The 19,516-nt window shown below is 36.0% G+C and carries 7 protein-coding genes and 1 pseudogene; all 8 read right to left on the reverse strand.

What is annotated here, in order from left to right; genetic code table 11:
- Positions 1-151: pseudogene (locus IQ234_RS07235) on the reverse strand (ISKra4 family transposase); the annotation flags it as partial.
- Between the two features lie 184 nt (positions 152-335).
- The gene (locus IQ234_RS07240; RefSeq protein ID WP_228008408.1) at positions 336-716 is read right to left on the reverse strand and encodes a nuclear transport factor 2 family protein; all 381 of its coding nucleotides are present in this window, start codon (positions 714-716) and stop codon (positions 336-338) included.
- Between the two features lie 51 nt (positions 717-767).
- Positions 768-1,844 (reverse strand): histidinol-phosphate transaminase, encoded by a 1,077-nt coding sequence (gene hisC / locus IQ234_RS07245; RefSeq protein WP_193956599.1) that lies wholly within the window; start codon positions 1,842-1,844, stop codon positions 768-770.
- Positions 1,845-1,995: 151 nt separating this feature from the next.
- Positions 1,996-3,747 carry an ABC transporter ATP-binding protein/permease gene (locus IQ234_RS07250; RefSeq protein ID WP_193956600.1) on the reverse strand — a complete coding sequence of 584 codons (1,752 nt, stop codon included), beginning with the start codon at positions 3,745-3,747 and terminating at the stop codon, positions 1,996-1,998.
- Between the two features lie 76 nt (positions 3,748-3,823).
- Positions 3,824-4,009, reverse strand: a complete 186-nt coding sequence (locus tag IQ234_RS21040; RefSeq protein WP_228008409.1) for a hypothetical protein — start codon at positions 4,007-4,009, stop codon at positions 3,824-3,826.
- Positions 4,010-4,053: 44 nt separating this feature from the next.
- Complete coding sequence (locus tag IQ234_RS07260) at positions 4,054-8,319, reverse strand: non-ribosomal peptide synthetase (RefSeq protein WP_193956601.1); 4,266 nt, start codon at positions 8,317-8,319, stop codon at positions 4,054-4,056.
- Positions 8,316-16,040, reverse strand: a complete 7,725-nt coding sequence (locus IQ234_RS07265) for a non-ribosomal peptide synthetase (protein ID WP_193956602.1) — start codon at positions 16,038-16,040, stop codon at positions 8,316-8,318. Before IQ234_RS07265 ends, IQ234_RS07260 begins: the two co-directional genes overlap by 4 nt.
- 236 nt (positions 16,041-16,276) lie before the next feature.
- Positions 16,277-19,513: a non-ribosomal peptide synthetase gene (locus IQ234_RS07270; RefSeq protein WP_193956603.1), complete on the reverse strand. Its 3,237-nt coding sequence runs from the start codon at positions 19,511-19,513 to the stop codon at positions 16,277-16,279.
- Positions 19,514-19,516: the final 3 nt, after the last annotated feature.

Raw genomic sequence — 19,516 nt, forward strand, 5'->3', positions numbered from 1 at the left:
TTTCTGGGTTAACATAATGAATCATTAAATCTCTAACAGTCTCCTCTATCTCTCCCAAGTTATTAAATTTCTTAATTTGGGATTGCTCATAGAGACATTGCTCTAACTCTTGACATAACTCTTTAATTCTTTTTTCATTTTCTGATAACATTGAATTATTCCTCCCATCGAGATATATTCTGAATTGTAAGTTATAACTATAATAATCTCATTTCTCTTTGTGATCAAGTTGAAGATTTTCTAGTTTTTGATTGCTATAAGTATTAATACTCATTGCATAAGTGAGATGCTCCCCAAAAGCTAAAAGCTGAGGGCTGATAGCTAACTACTGAACGCTAGATTGCTGGTCTAAAAAAGTAGCTGCGCCGAGTTTTAATTTTATTGTTTTCAAAAGAGTACACATCAGCAAAACCCTCATTCAGTTGAGAGCCATTTTTATGTATGCCAATAAACTGTCCCCAGCATGAACCATACTTCTCTGCGACAACAATATGTTCAATAAGATGTTTACCAGATGCAATGATTCTGTCATACTGATAAAAATGCAGAAGTTTATCAATACCAATCAAATCGTAATAACCTGGACGTTGATAGATAATATTTTTATGAAAATACTTGACTAATAATTTAAAATCAGAAGAATCAATAGCCTCAAATAAATTAACGATTAATTCTTCATTGCCTGTAATCTTTTGAGAATTAATAGACTGATACATAGTTAATGTCTCCGTTACGTTCATTTACCAATTGCCTCCCAAAGTTGTCGTTTAATTAGGTCTAATTTGAAGAATTTCCTTCAGACCTTTAAGTAAAACCTGATTATCCGCAGGTGTACCAATCGAAGCTTTAAAACAATATTCATCTAAACCAGCTTGCAAACCACAATCCTGAACAAAAATTTGCTTGTCCTGAAGTGCTTGAACCAACTGCTTTGATGAAATCCCCAATGAATGGGTTCCAATAAACAAGAAGTTGGTGGATGATGGATATACCAAACAACCCAACTGCGCTAGATTCTGTGCCATAATTTCTCTTTCTTGACATATTTTTTCAATATTGGAATTTACATAATCTATATCTTTTAAGGCAACAACAGCAGCAGCAAGAGCGATCGCATTGACTGAAAATGGGTTAGCAACTCGATAAAGATAATCAATGATTGTTTCATTAGCAATACTATAACCTACCCTAAGCCCAGCCAGACCAAAACTTTTTGAGAAACTACGCAAAACGACTAAATTAGGATATTGATCAACTAGGTCTATTATCGTTTCTTGGCAAAATTCATAATAGCATTCATCCACTACTACAATGCAATCCACTTCATTAAGGATTTTGAGAATAATCTCTCGTGAGACATAATTAGCGGTAGGATTATTCGGATTAGCAATAAAAATAAGTTTTACTTCAGGGGTGACTTTCTGTAAAAGACGAGGAACTTCTAAACCAAAGTCATCTAATCTATTAACAAAAATTGGATTACCGCCAACAATTTTTGTTGCGTGTTGGTAAACAAAAAATGTTGGAATCGGAATTAAAACATTCTCGCCGAATTTGACAAAAATCTTGAGCAGTAATTCAATGATAGCATCTGAGCCATTTCCTACAAAAATTTGTTCTTTTCTAGTATTCGTATAATTAGCTATTGCAGTCCGTAGAGAATGATGCAAAATCTCTGGATATCTGTTAACTGTCGTTGCGGCCTTAATCATTTCTTGGATGACGAGAGGAGAAGGGCCATAGGGCAACTCACTTTTGTCCAAAAAAACGCCTCTGTCGTGATTCAATAAGTCAGCTTTAGGAGCATTTAATGCTCTAATATGTTCGTTGATCAGATGTTTCATTTTTAAAATTACCTAATGGAAGTTTTGGAATTAATCCAGACAAGAACTTGAAGAAATTGGGACAAGTAAGTGGGCTTAATTAGTTCTTAGAAGTAGAACAAGCTTCTAGACTTTGGACGAGCAGGATGCCTATCCCACATTTTATATTTAATCACCCAGAAACGGGAGAAATTTTCCAAGTCGAATCTGGCAAAAGTTCTAGAACTGTTTGATGATAATCAAATAAACTTTCTCGATGTCCCACACTAATAAAAGTGGTTTTTGTTTCTTTTAACTGTTGATATAAATTCTTTTCATTAAGCAAGTCCAAAGCACTAGTTGATTCATCTAAGATAATAAAACGAGGATGGGTCACTAATATTCGGGCAAAAGCCAAACGTTGTTGTTCCCCTAATGATAATATATTTTCCCAGGGGACTTCTTGATCAAAGCCTCCGACTCTGGTAAGCACATCTTCAAGATTCACTTGTTGTAGAACTTCTTTAAGTTCTTGATCGCTCACTTGACGATCTACATTCGGATAGAGTAATTGTTCGCGCAATGTTCCAAGAATGATATAGGGACGCTGGGGTAAAAATAGGATTTCTTTTCCTGGTGGTCGTATTAAACGTCCAGTGCCTGAATTCCATAAACCAGCGATCGCTCTTAAAAGAGAGCTTTTGCCCCGTCCACTCGGTCCAACAATTAATAAACCCTGTTCTGGTTCTACCTCAATTGTCAAATTCTCAACGATTACTTTTTCATGGTTAGGAGTTTGTAAGGTGACATGATCAAAAGCAAGACGGTTTTCTTCAATGCTTTTAATGGTACTTACACCCTCAACTTCCTGGGTAATCGTTTCCAGTGTTTCTGAAAAAGCTACTAAACGCTCAATATAACTAGAAAGTCGTCCTGAAGTTGCAAATTCAGCGATTAATGTACCTAAAGCTGTAGCGAAAAGATTGGCTGCTAAACTAGCCTGATTTACCTGTCCAAAATCAATTTCATCTCTGATATATAAAGGAGCGACGATTAAAAAGGGAAAAACATTAATAATTGACTGATAGCCTCGGTCAAAAAAATTCTTATTTCTTTCCCAATTAATTTTTTGCCAAGCAGTTTGAATCAAAGCCCTAAATCGTTTTTTAAGAATATTAAATTCTTGATCTTCTCCCTGAAAAAAAGCAATGGATTCAGCATGATTACGAACATGGGTAACAGCATAATTATAATTAGCTTCAACTGCCAGTTCTTCTTGATTAATCTTATTAAACTCTTGGCTTAAATAAAAGGCAATCAAATTACCGATAGAGGTATAAACAACCAAAATTACTCCAATGGTTTGGGAAATCTGCCAGAGAATCACGAAAAAAACTATCATTTCCAAAATTTTCTCGACACAAGTTGCAAAAAAACTGAGGGTTGTTTTGGCTATGGGCTTAATTTCTTGGGTTAGACGTTGATCAGGATTCTCAATGCTTGAGTCAAAGTTAATTTTATAATAGGCACGATTGCTAAAATATTTCTGCAATATATAATTATTGAGCCATTCATACCAGTCAAGGGCGATTTTTTCTCTCACAAACTTAGAAAGTCCAGTGAAGAGAGTGATCAACACAAAGCTAACAACTAAAATAGAAAGATTAGTAGTAAACCCAGATAAATCTTTTTCATCAATTACATTAACTAATTGGCGCAAAACAAAACTATTGAAGGCACTAACAGCCACTAAACCGATGATTAATGATAGCAAAAGTGTTAACATTCCCCAGGATTTAATAACCTCAGAAAAAACTCTACCATCTGCTTCTATTGGATACCAATAGGCTTCAAGAACTACTTTCAGTTTATTCCAAAATTCCAGAAAATTAAGCTTTGAATTAGAGTCTTTTTTCGCTTGCTCAGGAATACGTTGTGATTGCATAATTACTAAGTAGTGGTTGTTTAATCAATTCTAAATTACGCGGCTTGGTTTCAGGAGGAAATAGTCCATCTGCCTGTCATTTACTCGCATCTAAACTGATAGCCCAGGCATTTAACCATGAATTAGAGTTTATTTTGGGTAACATCTCTGTCATAGTATCATCTGGAGCCAAGTGAAACATAATTTGAGTGACATCTTCTAATAATTGCAGACTTTTGAGATAGTTGTCAATAATTTCTGACTCTGTTTGATTTTCTTTCAAAGTCCTTGAGTGCAACTCATGTAAGCGTTCAGGGAGGTATCGCATCAATTTTTGAATTTGGAATTGCTGAGATCATAAATTTCAGGTTGATTAAAATGCTCTTGTATAGATTTTTTAAGTTGATTAGCCAGAATTTTGACATTGGGTTCGTAAAGCATTTGTCCATGATTTCCTGGTACTAAAACTACCTGCACAGGTTTGTTACTATAAGGTTGCCATCCCCAATCGGATTGCTCATAACGAGACATGGCTTGATGTTCTTGCACCACAATTTCTTTAGCATCTTGGGCGCGAAATAAAACAATAGGGGCAGAAATCACAAAATTAGGTTGATAAGTCGCATAATTGAGGGTAACTCGTTTCATCACCTCAAGATTAGTTTTGAGCAAAGATAGGGTAGAATGTTCCGGTAACACATTGTGATGATATAAAGCCTCCGCCGCAAGATCCCAACGGTTTTGATCATCGGATTGGGATGCTAATTGTTTATAGTTAAGACCCAAAGAAATCCCTTTAACAGCTTCAATTCGTTCAATCATATTCCAAATCCAATCTAGGTCGCTCCTTTGGATAATATAATCAGGATTAGCTACCAGTCCCGCATCAAATATTCCCAATAAACTGATTGTTTCTCCTTGTTGTTCTAGTTGGAAAGCCATTTCTAATGCAACGGAACAACCCGATGAATAGCCTGTTAGAATATAAGGCCCTTTCGGTTGTTTTTGTCGTAAGGTTTCAATGAGGGAACTGGCATGATCTTCTACTGAAATCGGGAGAGGATGAGAACCGTCTCTACCTGGTGTTTCTAGTCCATAAACAGGATGTTCATCGGCAAAATTCATGGCTAAATCTCGAAAATAGAAGGCGTGTCCATTAGATCCAGCAACACAAAATATTGGTGTTTTTTGTCCCGAAGGTTGCAATACCAATAAGTCAGAAATGGATGGTTGTACCTCAACTTGAGACAGTTGTTGTGCTAATTGGGCAATGGTGGGATTCTGAAACAAACTGGTTAAAGACAGTTCCTGGTTAAAGTTTTTTTGAATCTGATTTAGGAGTTTAATCGCTAGTATTGAATGGCCGCCTAAATCAAAAAAGTTGTCATGAATGCTAATTTTCTCACATTCAAGTATTAAAGACCAAATCTCGGTTAATTGTTGTTCAATTTTGTTACGAGGAGCTTCGTATAGACTTTGAAATTCATGGTGAGGAAGCGGTAAAGCTTGACGATCAATTTTGCCATTGGGAGTTAAAGTAAATTCATCTAACCTGATAATTTGGCTAGGAATCATATAATCAGGCAAATAGGTTTTGAGGTGTTGTTTTAATTGTTGAGAAAAATCACCAATTAGTTTATTTGTTACATAAGCCACTAATTGTTGATTATTTTCGGTTTTATGTAAGTTTACAATTGCTTCTTTAACAGATGAATGTTCTAATAAAACTGACTCAATTTCCCCTAATTCGATGCGAAAACCTCGCAACTTTACTTGCTGGTCAATGCGTCCTAAAAATTCAATATTGCCATCATTGCGCCATTTAGCTAAGTCTCCCGTTTTGTAAATTCGTTCTATTTTCCCGAATAAATTAACTTCAATAAATTTCTCAGCCGTTAAGTCAGGACGATTCAAATAAGCGATTGCTAATCCTATTCCGCTAATGCATAATTCTCCTGGAATACCAACAGGAACAGGTTGAAGATATTGGTCTAAAATATAAATTCTGGTGTTACTTATGGGTTTTCCAATAGGAATAGTTATTGCAGTTTCGGGTGATTTCTCTACTAAATACCAAGAAGAAAAGGTTGTATTTTCTGTTGGCCCATATACGTGTAGCAATTTCTGTGGTGAACCTTTGTCTAAGACTTCTTGTACCCATTTTGGATCAACTGCTTCCCCACCGAATAATAGATAACGGAGAGAACTAAATGTTTCTGGAACTAACGCAGCTAACTGATTGAATAAAGCTGTTGTTAAAAATAATACACTAACTTCTTGAGATTGAATACTAGCAGCAAATTCTGATGGTGAAAGCAGTATGGATTTAGGAATAATGATGACCTTTGCTCCATTAAGTAATGCGCCCCAAATTTCAAAGGTAGCGGCATCAAAAGCAATATTTGCTGCTTGAGCAACTCTGTCTTCAGGAGTAATTTGTATGTAGTTAGTTTTTAATACCAAGCGACTGATAGCTTGATGATTTACCGCAACCCCTTTGGGTTTACCCGTTGAACCAGATGTATAAATTATATAAGCTAAATTATTCGGCTGATTTTTGACAGTTAAATTATCCTTTGATTTGAGTTCAAAATCAAATTTATCTAAGCAAATTAAATGGGCAAGGTTCTTGACCTGAGGTGACAAAAGTTTATCAACAATTACACTTTGCGTTAATAAAATTGAGATTTTACTATCACTAATTATATAATCTATTCGTGATTCAGGATAGTTTGAATCAATAGGGACATAAGCAGCTCCCGATTTAAGAATAGCTAATAAACCGATAATCATTTCTAACGAAGGCTCTATACAAATACCAATTAAGCTATCTGGTTTAATCTGATAGTTTTCTTGTAAATGATGAGCCAACTGATTAGATTTTTGATTCAGTTCTTGATAGGTTAAACTGTGTTTTTCAAAGACCAAGGCTATATTGTCAGGATAGCTTTTAACTTGTTCTTCAAATAAACTAATTAAAGTTTTGTCTTGAGGATAATTTGTATTCGTTTGATTCCAGAGTTCTAATTGCTTTTGGTCAGCCTTTGTTAGCCAAGGTAGGGTAGAAATTGTTTGCTGTGGGTTAGTAACAATTTGTTGTAACAAAACTTCCCAATGTTCTGCCATTCTTTGAATGGTCATGGTTTCAAATAGATCAGTTGCGTATTCCCAGGCACAATTTAATTGACCATCAGCTTCTAAAGCTAAAAGGGATAAATCAAACTTAGCAAAGGGATAACTTGAGCCTAGCCATTCAATCTTTAATTCTGGCAGATTGAGATCCTGACTGTCATTATTTTCTAAAGCAAATATTACTTGAAAAATAGGATTATAGCTAAGGCTACGAACAGGCTTTAATTGTTCAACAAGAAACTCAAAAGGAATATCCTGATGCTGATAAGCTTCTAAACAAGTTTGACGAGTTTGCTGTAAAAATTCTTGAAAACTTTGTTCTGGTTTGATTTGATTTCGTAACACTAAAGTATTAGCGAAAAAACCGATTAATCCTTCGGTTTGAGGATGGGGACGATTGGCAATGGGTGAACCAATACATAAGTCATTTTGGCGGCTATAACGAGAGAGTAAAACATTAAAAACTGCCAATAAAAGCATATATAAACTTACCCCTTCCTGTTGACTGAGGCGGTTTAATTGCTCAGTTAATTCAGGGGTTAAGGGATGGCTGTAATGAGAGCCTTTGTAACTTTGTATTGGGGGACGGGGATGATCTGTGGGTAATTCTAACCGTGGGGGTGCGTCTTTTAGTTGTTTTTTCCAATAGTTAATCTGGGTTTCTAATACTTCTCCCTGCAACCAATTTCGTTGCCAAGTTGCAAAGTCACTATATTGAATTGGTAAGGGTTCAAGGCTTGGTTTTTGTCCTTGGGAAAAGGCAAGATAAGCGTGGCATAATTCACGAATAAAGATGCCCATTGACCAGCCATCACTGCTGATATGGTGCATATTTAGCAGCAAAATAAATTGGTTATCTTTTAATTGGAGTAATTTAGCTTTAAATAAAGGGCCAGTGTTGAGATTAAACGGTTCTTGCCCATGATTATTGATTAATTTTTCAACCGTTATAGACTGAGTTAGTTGATCAAGACTGCTTAAATCTTGTATGCTCAAAACATTAAAATTTTCTATCTTTTCAATCCGAATTTGGGGTTGCCCTTCCACAGTTGGAAAATACATTCGCAAACTTTCATGGCGATTGATGACATAGGCTAAACTATCAGAGAGAGCATTAACATTAAGCTTTCCCTCTAATTGTAAACACATGGGCATATTATAGGTGGCATTAGAGTTTTCCATTTGCCCTAAAAACCAAAGCCTTTGTTGAGCAAAAGAAAGCTGTTTTAACGCATTTTCAGGTAGCTTAGGAATATCTTTTTGAGCGGTAACAGCTTGGTCTTTAGCTGTATTTAAAAAAGCTAGAATTTCTGTTTTATTAATTTTTATTTGTTGGATTAATTCAGCAGAAACGTCATTTTTTGTCTTGCGAATGCGTAGCTTATCGCCATCGGCAGAAATTCGACATCCAAGTTGCCGTAGCTGTTCCATTAAGTTGATAATTTGTTGATCGTTATTCATAGTTCGATTTCCTCTTCATCTAAATCTAAGGATTGAGAATCTTCTGGAGCATTAACCCATAAACAAGTATCAAGATAGCTTGCTAATTCCTTGAGAACAGGATATTCAAATAGTTTACTTACAGACAATTTGATGTTAAGTTGCTCCCGAATACGGCTAATTAACTGAGTTGCTAATAAAGAATGTCCTCCTAAGTAAAAGAAATTATCTTGTCGAGAAATTCCTTCATATTTAAGCAATTTTGACCAAATAGCGGACAGGATAACTTCTGTGGTTGTTTGAGGTAATTCAATATCCGTTGAAACAATGAATGCTTCGGGTGCGGGTAAGGCTTTGCGGTCTATTTTTCCATTGGGAGTTAGGGGTAATTTCGACTGTTGAATAAAATGACTAGGAATCATATAATCAGGGAGAGTTTGCCCCAGAAAGTCTCGCCACTGGTTGCTTAAAACTGGATCAGTAGAATTAGGATTAACAGTTAACGGTTGATTGGCATAATCCTGCCAAGATAGAGACTTTAAGGTCTGTTTTAAAGCAAAACGAGGCTGACTAAAAGGATAGTTTGTATTGCGTTGAAAAATAACTTGATAAGTGGAAAATTCGCGATCGCTATATTGAATAAATGGAGTATAGGGTAAGTCCTTCGTTAAGGTTCGTAATGCTTCAGGGTTGATAACAGTTTCCATCGAGCTTAAAATGGCTTTTAATTGTTTAACCGTTCCCTCAAACTCAGGAATTTTTTCCAATAATACCATTTCTGGGATCAGACGAATACTGGGAATATTTTGAATCCCTAACAAATCAGGTTTTTGAGTGTCTAAAATACGTTGAATCTTTTCTAAGCTGAGTTGTTCCACTTCCCAATTTAACCATTGCCATTCTGTAACTAATGGTTGAATCTGAGGTTGATCTAAATATAGAACAACATCGTAACGAAAACGATTCATTTCTGTTTGGTTATAACCTCGTTTTAATTCGATTTGGACTTGACTAATTCGAGGATATTTTTGTTTTAGAGCAATAAAGAAATTTGGATCAACCAGTAATTCTTCTTCTGTCCTCAGACTGTTTCTAATTCGTTGACGTAATTCTTTAATGGATAGGTCATCATCTGCGCGATAGAATTCAACGGCTGTATGGAAAGCATCTAAAAGTTTAAAGTTTCTCACATCCCCAATTAAGATTTTCCCCCCAGTCTCTATAGAGTTGATTACCCCATCTAAAACACCCAATAAGTAATCAACTGAAGGGAAATATTGTATCACAGAATTGAGAATAACTAAGTCATAACTTTGGGGGGCAATTCCCTCAAACTGGTTAGCTGCACTCTGTTTTAATGTAACCTTTTTGTCTAGATTTTGTAATCTTAAATTTTCCTGAACATACTGTAAAGCTTTGGTGGAAAAATCTGTCCCGATAAAAGTTTGACAATAGGGCGCAATTTTAAATAATAACATCCCTGTCCCACAACCAATTTCCCAAACTCGTTTAGGGGCTAATTCAAGAATTAGTTCAACAGTTTTGTCCCGCCATTCTTCCATCTCTGTCTTAGCATAGGGGTGTCCTGTGTAGCTATCATTCCAACCAGTAAAATTAAGTGTGGGGTCATCAATTTCGGTATCTTGCTGATAGTAGCCATCATCGAAAATACTCTGCCACAGTTCTACTTGTTGTTCTACCAGTTGTTTTACTTCTGAATCTTTTCCTGTTTCACTGGGAACAATATAGGCGACTAAACGGGGGTCAAAACCTAGATCTTCTCGCAAAATTACCACAGATTCTTTGATGTTAGGATGTTGGGCTAAGGCCGTTTCAATTTCCCCTAATTCAATGCGAAAACCTCGCAGTTTTACTTGTTGGTCAATGCGTCCTAAAAATTCCAGATTTCCATCAGTTCGCCATTTGGCTAAGTCTCCTGTTTTATAAATTCGTTCAGTTTTTCCCAAGAGGTTGACTTCAATAAATTTCTCTGATGTTAAGTCAGGACGATTCCAATACCCCCTTGCTAAACAGACTCCTGCAATACATAATTCTCCAGGTATTCCTGGGGGTAAAATTTGCTGATTTTCATCTAGAATATAGACCTGAATATTATCCAATGGTTTACCAATATTGGGTTTTTGACCATTTGCTTGACAAAGAGAAAGTGTAGCTGTTACCGTCGCTTCCGTAGGGCCGTAGCAGTTGAATAAGCGTTTTTGATTTGCCCATTTTTCTACCACTTCAGCAGGGCAAATTTCCCCTCCTACAGTTATATTTTCTAAATAGGATAAGTTAGCTTTAGGTAAAACTGATAAGGCTGAAGGAGATAAAAAGCTATGAGTTATTTTGTTCGTTTCCAGAAATTCTACTAAGGTTTGAGTAGGTAGTAATGTTTCTTTTTTGGCTAAGTATAAACAAGCACCATGAATGAGACTCGTGGCAATCTCACCAATGGATAAATCAAAACTAAAAGACCCAAATTGAAGTAAACGACTTTGCGGTTTAACGTCAAACAGTTTGCCCCAATTTAAGCTCAGATTAACAATTGATTGATGTTCAATCATCACCCCTTTTGGTTGTCCTGTTGAACCCGAAGTATAAATCACATAAGCTAAATCAGTTGGCTTATTTTCAACAGTGGGATTAGTAATAGGGTATTGGGCAAATTTATCTTCATCTAAACACCAAACTTGCTTAGATTGAAGTTCCTGAGCTAAAGGCAATTTATCTTGAAGGTTACTCTGGGTTAATAAAACTGTTGCTTGACAATCTTCTAAGATTAAACAAATACGATCACTGGGATAATTGGGATCAATGGGTACATAAGCAGAACCTGTTTTAAGAATACCCAACATTCCAATAATCATTTCTAAAGAACGTTCAACGCAGATACTAATTAAAGTGTCTGATTTAATTGAGTAATGTTGCAGTAAACAATGAGCTAATTGATTAGCTTTTTCATTTAGTTGTTGATAGGTTAAACTTTGTTTTTCAAAGACTAAAGCTAAACTATTAGGATTTTCCTTGACTTGTTCCTCAAATAAATTTACTAAGTTTTTGTCTTGGCGATAATCAGTCTCTGTTTGATTCCAGAATTGTAATTCTTGCCGATTAATTTCTGTCAGTAAAGGTAAGGTATTAATGGGCTGTTGGGGATTGCTAACAATTCCCTCGAGTAACAGTTCAAACTGCTCTGCCATTCTTTTAATAGTGCTTGTTTTAAAGAGATCGGTGGCATATTCCCACATACAATCTAGCTGACCATCTCTTTCTGTTAAATCTAATAGTAAATCGACTTTGGAAAAAGGATAAGTTTGTTCCAGATATTCAATTTTAAGTCCTGTTAAATTCACACTTTTTCCTGATCTTTCAGTATTTTGTAACACAATAACTACTTGATATAAAGGGTTATAGCTTAATGTGCGTTCTGGTTGTAATTTTTCAACCAAATACTCAAAAGGAATATCTTGATTACCATAAGCATCTAAACAAATTTGACGGCTTTTTTGTAGTAACTCACTAAAGCTTTGTTCAGATTTAACTTGACTACGCAAAATCAAAGTATTGACGAAAAAACCGAGAGATTTTTCTGTATAACTATGGGTGCGATTGGCAATAGCAGTTCCAATACATAAATCTTCTTGACGACTGTAACGAGACAGTAAAATACTAAAAGCAGTAAACAGGGTCATAAATAAGCTAACCCCCTGTTTTTGACTCAAGTTTTTTAATTTTTCAGTGAGTCCTTGACTTAATTTAAAATCTTCTCTTCCCCCTTGATAACTTGGCTTTGCTGGACGAGGATAATCTGTGGGCAAATCTAACAATTTGGGAGCATCTTTTAGTTGTTTTTTCCAATAATTTTCTTGATTTTCCAAGACTTCCCCAATTAACCAATGACGCTGCCAAACAGCATAATCACTATATTGGATCGGCAAGGGGGCTAAATTCGGTGTATTTCCAGCGTTAAAGGCATCATAAGCTTTTTCCCACTCGTTTTTGAAAACACCCATTGACCAGCCATCACTGATAATATGGTGCATATTCAAGAGTAAGACATTTTTCTCTGGATTTAATTGCAGTAATTTGGCTTTAAATAGGGGGCCTTTGCTTAAATCAAAGGCATATTGAGCATCACTATCAATCAGTTCTTGTACCGTTTGGGCTTGAGATTGGGAATCAAGTTCTTGTAAGTCAAGAATTTCAAGTACATTGATTTCCTTCGCATTATGGACAAGAATTTGCGGCTCTCCCGATTGGAGGGGGAAGGAGGTACGCAGAATGGTATGACGTGAGAGAAGATACTCAAAACTGTTACGCAATGCTGCTAGATTCAAGTTACCCTCAAGTTGTAGCGCGGTGGGCATATTGTAGGTCAGTGAAGTCCCGTCTCCTTCTAGTTGGGCCATAAACCAAAGTCTTGATTGAGCAAAGGATAGCACTTTCGGTTCCTGGGGCGGCTGGGGGGTGAGAGGCGGTAAGGAGATAGCTTTATTTTCCTGTTCAATTGCTGTTGCTAACTCAGCTAAAACACTCTGCTCAAATATTTTGCGAACGGCTAATTCTACCCCAAAAATGTTACGAATACGGGTGACTAATTGGGTAGCTAATAGGGAATGTCCCCCCAATTCAAAGAAGTTATCCCGACGACCCACAGACTTGATTTGCAAGAGGTCTTGCCATAGACTTGCTAATAATTCTTCTGTGGGAGTAACGGGCATTTCGCCATCGGTAAATATTTTTAAATCAGGGATCGGTAGGGCTTTTTTATCTAATTTTCCATTAGGGGTTAGGGGAAGAGTTTCCAAGATCATAATCTGACTTGGAATCATGTAATTGGGCAAACGGCTTTTCAGTAAGCTTTTCAATTCATCCCTAACATCACGCTGTTTTTCTTGCGGGATAATATAAGCCACTAATTGCTGATTATTTTCTGTTTCATATAGGTTAACAACAGCTTCTTTAACAACAGGATGCTCCAACAAAACTGCTTCAATTTCCCCTAATTCAATGCGAAATCCTCGCAGTTTTACTTGCTGGTCAATACGTCCCAAAAATTCCAGATTTCCGTCATCTCCCCATTTTGCTAAATCCCCAGTTTTATAAATTCGTTCAGTTTTTCCTAATAGGTTAACTTCAATAAATTTTTCAGCTGTTAAGTCGGGACGATTCCAATACCCCCTCGCTAAACAGACTCCTGCAATACATAATTCTCCTGGTATTCCGGGGGGTAAGATTTGCTGGTTCCCATCTAGAATATAGGCGCAAACATTATCCAATGGTTTACCAATATTGGGTTTTTGACCATTTGCTTGACAAAGAGAAAGTGTCGCTACTACTGTCGTTTCTGTCGGCCCGTAGCAGTTAAAAAACTGCCTTTGATTTGCCCATTTTTCTATCACTTCAGCCGAACAAGCTTCCCCCCCGACAGCTATATTTTCTAAATGGGACAATTTGGCTTGGGGTAAAACAGACAAGACTGAAGGAGGTAAACAAGTATGGGTTATTTGGTTCGTTTCTAGAAAGTTTACTAAGGTTTGAGTCGGTAGTAATGTTTCTTTTTTTGCTAAGTATAAACAAGCACCATGACTGAGACTCGTGGCGATTTCACCAATGGATAAATCAAAACTAAAAGACCCAAATTGAAGTAAACGACTTTGCGGTTTAACGTCGAACAGTTTGCCAAAACTTAAGGTGAAATTAACAATTGATTTGTGTTCAATCATTACCCCCTTAGGTTGCCCTGTTGAACCTGAAGTATAAATCACATAGGCTAGGTCATTAGGCTTAATTTGAATTGTTAAGTTATAGCTAGGAAATAAGTCATAATCAAACCGATCTAAATCAATAAACCGACTTAAAGATTTTAAGTGAGATAGGGATAATTTATCTTGAAGAAAACTCTGGGTTAATAAGAGTGAAATTTTACTGTTTTCTAAAATAAATTTAATTCTATCTTCTGGATAATCGGAGTCAATCGGAACATAAGCAGCCCCCGCTTTTAAAACCCCTAATAAACCGATAACCATTTCTAAGGAACGTTCGGTACAAATCCCAATTAAGCTATCTGGTTCAATCGGATAGTTTTCCTGTAGATAATGAGCTAACTGATTGGCTTTTTGATTTAGTTCTTGGTAAGTTAAACTTGTCTGTTCAAAGACTAATGCTATCTGGTCAGGGGTTTTATTTACTTGTTCTTCAAATAAATCAACTAAAGTCTGATCTTGACAATAGTGACTATCCGTTTGATTCCAAATTTCTAGTTGTTTTTTGTTAGATTCCGTCAGCAAAGGTAAAGTATTAATTGATTGTTGAGGATTATCAACAATTCCCTGTAATAAGACCTCTAAATGTTTTGCTATCCCTTGAATGGTCTTGGCTTCAAATAGATCTGTCCGATATTCTAATTCTGCGATTAACCCCTGGGGAGTTTCCCGACAAATTAACCCCAAATCAAATAAAGTTGTTTTGTTTTCCCAATCAAAATTACTGATGGTTAACCCTGGTAATTCTAAGGTCTCTTGAGATTCATTTTGTAAGGTAAAAAACACTTGAAATAAGGGATGATTACTCAGTGATCGCTCAATTTGTAATTCATCAATTAATTTCTCAAAGGGTAAGTCTTGATGATCATAAGATGCTAGGGTTTTATCCTTAACCTGTTGCAACAATTCCAAAAAAGTAAGATGTCCTTGTAAATTAGTTCGCAAGGCTAAAGTGTTCACAAAAAAGCCCATTAACGGCTCTAACTCTTGACGGTTTCGATTAGCGATCACCGTTCCAATGACAATATCTTCCTGTCCACTATAGCGATAAAGTAGCACGGTAAAGGCAGTTAGAAGGGTCATAAACAGAGTTGTCCCTGATGTTTGACTTAATCCCTTCAATTGCTGTGTTAAAGTCAGATTGAGATGTATAGATTGACTAGAACCCTCATAGGTTTGTACAGAGGGACGGGGTTTATCAACGGGAAATTCTAAGAGAGGGGGAGCATTTTTTAACTGTTGCCGCCAATAATTGAGTTGGGTTTCTAGTATTTCTCCCTGTAACCATTGTCGCTGCCAATGGGCAAAATCAGCGTATTGAAGAGCTAACTTTGGCAAAGAAGCCGGTTCATTCAGGCAAAAAGAGCGATAAAGAGTAGATAATTCTTGACGGAATAAATCAACTGACCAACCATCAAAAATAATGTGATGAATAACCAATAATAAAACGTGAAATTGAGGGTTAATTTTGAGTAATTTTACCCGTAATAAAGGACTTGTTGATAAGTCAAAAGGGGTTTGCAGTTCTTCGGTTGCTAATTGTCGCGCCTTCTCTAATTTAATATTTTCTGTCTCTCCTTCTAAATTAATTACTAGGATGCTTAACTGATAAGGAGGATTAATAACCTGTACAGGAGACTCATTAACCACAGAAAAAGTCGTTCGTAATATTTCATGACGGTTAATAATTTCTGTGATCGCTTGCTCTAGTGCTTTTAAATTAAGACTTCCCTTAATTTGCCAAAAAATAGGCACATGATAAGGAGAATTTTCTTGATCAAATTGAGCTAAAAACCAGAGTCTCGTTTGAGCAAAAGATAGAGGGATATCTTCTTCTCTTGATACAGGAATCAATGATAATTTTTGTTTCTTTTGATTATTACCCGTTTTTGATTGCTGCTGCTTCAGCTTTTGCAGCACTAATTCTCGTTTTTCAGGAGAAAGATTTTCTAAAAGTTTTAGCAGATCACTCATAGGATTTGTAGGTTCTCTGGGAATTAGGTTTATAAATTTATCTTATCTAGTATGAGTGAACGCAATTCGTCGCTACATAAGGTTTTTGGAGAATCGTAGGCGCGCAAGGGCTGCGCCCAAAAGTAGCAAATTTGACCATCGACACTATTGATCCAAGAGAGCCGATTTTTAGTAGCCACATTTTGTATTCCTCATTTTTACCTGCTTTTATAATATAACGGTAGTTGACTTGAAAATCACAAAATTAATTGTTGTGCCGCTTCATCTTCAGATAACTCGTCAATCTCCCCTAAGATTTGCGCCAACTCATCACCCTTTACTTGTTCAATCTGTTGGTTAACAACTTTCTCTGCTAGTTGGCTAATGGTAGGATTTTCAAACAAGTAGCGGAAAGGAAACTCAATTTCAAAGGTTTCTTTTAATCGAGAAATCAGTTGGGTTGCTAGTAAAGAATGACCTCCTAACTCAAAGAAATTATCATATATCCCTACTTTTGTCAACTGTAGAACTTCAGTCCAAATTGTTACTAATTCCCGTTCTGTAGGAGTCCGAGGAGCAACAAATTCAACTCCGAAATTCTGTTGAGAAATATTGGCAGCAGGTAAACCAAGACGATTAATTTTACCATTAGGAGTGAGAGGAAATTTGTCTAAAAAAACAAAAGCATTGGGAATCATATAACTAGGCAACTTTTGACTCAGAAAATTTCTGACATCACCAGCCGTTAATTGATCATTCTGGGGGACGAGATAAGCAACTAAAGATTTATTTCCAGGAACATCTTCTCTTATTGTAACAATTGCTTGACGTATTTCAGAATAATTAGTTAAAACCGTTTCAATTTCCCCTAGTTCAACGCGGAAACCGCGTATTTTTACCTGATTATCAATGCGCCCCAAAAATTCCAGATTTCCATCGGTGAGACGACGTACTAAATCTCCTGTTTTATAAAGTGTATCCCCAGTTAAAAAAGGATTATCAATAAATTTTTCATGGGTTAAAATTGGCTGATTCAAATAACCTCTAGCAACACTTTTTCCGCCTATGTAAACTTCCCCAGGAACCCCGATCGGAACCCGTTGTAAATTATGATCAAGTAAGTAAACTCTTCTATCTCCAATAGGTTTACCAATGGGAATTGAGTTGACATTTTGATCGAGTTGTTTGGGAATCACATAACAAGCGGTAAATACGGTACATTCTGAAGGGCCATAACCATTAACAATTTGTGTTTGTGGTAATAAATCTAAAGCACGACGAACATGAGAAACAGACAAAGTTTCTCCTCCTATGATCAGTTGTTTAACTTCTAATAAAGCTTCTGGAATTGTATCAATAATTAGGTTAAATAAAGCACAAGTCAGCCAGAGAATATTCACCCCTTCTTCTTTGATAATTTTACTCAAGTTTTCAGGAGTGGGAACATTGTCTGGGAAAAGCACACAACGCCCCCCATAAAGCAATGGTGGCCACAATTCTAAAGTTAAAGCATCCCAAGAAATTGAAGAATGTTGTAGCCAAATATTGTCAGCATCAAGCTTAATATAATCAACCCCAAACATAAAACCGATGAAGCTATGATGAGGGACTTCTGTTCCTTTTGGGGTTCCCGTTGAACCTGACGTATAAATAATATAAGCTAAGTTATCGGGAGTAACTTGAGTTGATAAATTTTCAGAGGAATATTGACTAATATTTTCCCATTCTGACTCGATATTAATGACCTGCTTAATATGATCAACTGGTAATTGATTAGATAAATGAGTTTGAGTCAAAAGTATAGGGCATTTTACATCTTCGAGCATGAAAGTTAATCTTTCTACTGGATAAGTAACATCTAAAGGAACATAGGCTCCTCCTGCTTTAAGAATCCCTAAAATTGCAACTACCATTAAAGGCGATCTTTCAATACAAACCCCTACTTTATCCTCTAATTTTATGCCTAAAAATTGTAAATAATGGGCTAATTGATTAGCTCTTTGGTTTAATTCTTGATAGGTTAATTGTTCATTTTTATAAACGAGCGCGATCGCATTAGGAGTCTTTTCTACCTGTTTCTCAAATAACCGATGAATACATTGATAGTCAATATTTTTGATCAGAGAATCATTTTGATTTTCTGCCAATATTAATTGTTCTTCTTCTGCTTTAGTTAATAATGAAAATTCAGAGAGAGATAGTTCTGGATGATTCGCCATTCCTGCTAATAAGGTTTGCAAATGTCCAATCATACGCTCAATGGTTTCTGCTGCGAAGCGACGGGTATCATAGACAATTCTTCCTGATAATTCTACATTAGGAATAATCACAACTGTCAAAGGATAGTTTGTTCTTTCTAAACACCGAATATCAGTAATTTCCAAGGTTTTTTCCGAAGCATTTTTCGAGGAATCTAGTGGATAATTTTCAAATACCAAAATACTTTCAAATAAAGACATTTTCGGCGGAATATCACTATTTTTCTGAATATCAGCCAAGGAATAATAAGCATAGGGTTCTTGTTCAAATTGCTGACTTTGTAATGTTTTTAACCAAGGAATTAATTTCTCTTTCCCAGAAATTTGTAATCGCACTGGTAAAGTATTGATAAATAGCCCAACCATTGTATCAATGTTTGGTAACTCACTCGTGCGTCCAGATACCGTTGCGCCAAAAACAATATCCGTTTCTCCACTATAACGAGAAAGCAGTAAACCCCAAGCTCCTTGTACTAAATTATTAAGGGTTAAATGATGTTTTTGTGCCAATGATTGTAATTGATTTGTAATCTCAAAAGATAACTTAAAAGGGATTTCTTGATAAGTTTCTTGTTGGGGTTGATTCTCAACCAATTTATCAACAACCAGAGGTATCGGTGCTTCAAACCCTTTGAGTCTTTGTTGCCAAAATTTCTTAGCTTGAGAACTATCTTGTTGCTGTAACCAACTAATATATTCTCGATAGGGATGACAGAATTTTAATTGTAAAGATTCACCTCGATTATAACTTTCATATAAGTCAAAAACCTCTTGAAGAATGATCTGCATTGACCAACCATCAAATAGAATATGATGATGACTCCAAATAAATTGATAACTGTCGGTTTCTAACTGTATTAAAGTAAAACGCATTAAAGGTGCTTGATCAAGTTCAATTCCTGAAGCTCGATCGCTTTTCAGAAATGACTCTAATGCTTCTTTTTGTTGTAAATTATTCCAATGTTTCCAGTCATAAATCATCCATGATAACTCTACCTTCTGGCTGACTATTTGCAGAGGCTTTTCAATTTCTTCCCAATGAAAAGAAGTTCTTAATACAGGATGTTTAGCAACAATTTCTTGCCAAGCCTCTTGAAAAAATGAAAGATTCAATTGTCCTTTTAAGGTACAAACTAGCTGCTCAAAATACAACTCAGACTCTGGGGAATAAAGGGTATGAAAGAGCATACCTTGTTGCATTGGAGAAAGGGAATAAATATCTTCAATGTTATTCATTAA

Source organism: Microcystis aeruginosa LEGE 91341, from assembly GCF_015206885.1.
GTDB lineage: Bacteria > Cyanobacteriota > Cyanobacteriia > Cyanobacteriales > Microcystaceae > Microcystis > Microcystis aeruginosa_H.